A 231-nucleotide genomic window follows, 5' to 3' on the forward strand; every position below is an offset into this window, starting at 1 on the left:
AAGCTGATCGACTTCGACACGACCCTGCCGAGCGCCGCTTCGGTGTCGCCGACCGCTACCACGGCACCAAGCTGTGGATCCGGGAGAACGGCAAGCGTGTCATGACGCCGATGCTGGTCGTCATGCTGGCGATCGGCACCACCGGCGTGCTCTTCGCCCTCGACTCGTTCCCCGCGATCTTCGGCCTGGCCCAGGACCCGTACGTCGTCTTCACGGCCAACGCCTTCGCGC

Annotated in this window: 1 protein-coding gene; it reads left to right on the forward strand. The window is 66.7% G+C overall.

Annotated features, from left to right (window positions below):
- On the forward strand, positions 1-231 hold a 231-nt coding region (locus tag MFF40_RS28655; protein ID WP_438804108.1), incomplete at both ends, for a TerC family protein.

It is taken from the genome of Methylobacterium mesophilicum (assembly GCF_022179445.1).
Classification (GTDB): Bacteria; Pseudomonadota; Alphaproteobacteria; order Rhizobiales; family Beijerinckiaceae; genus Methylobacterium; species Methylobacterium mesophilicum.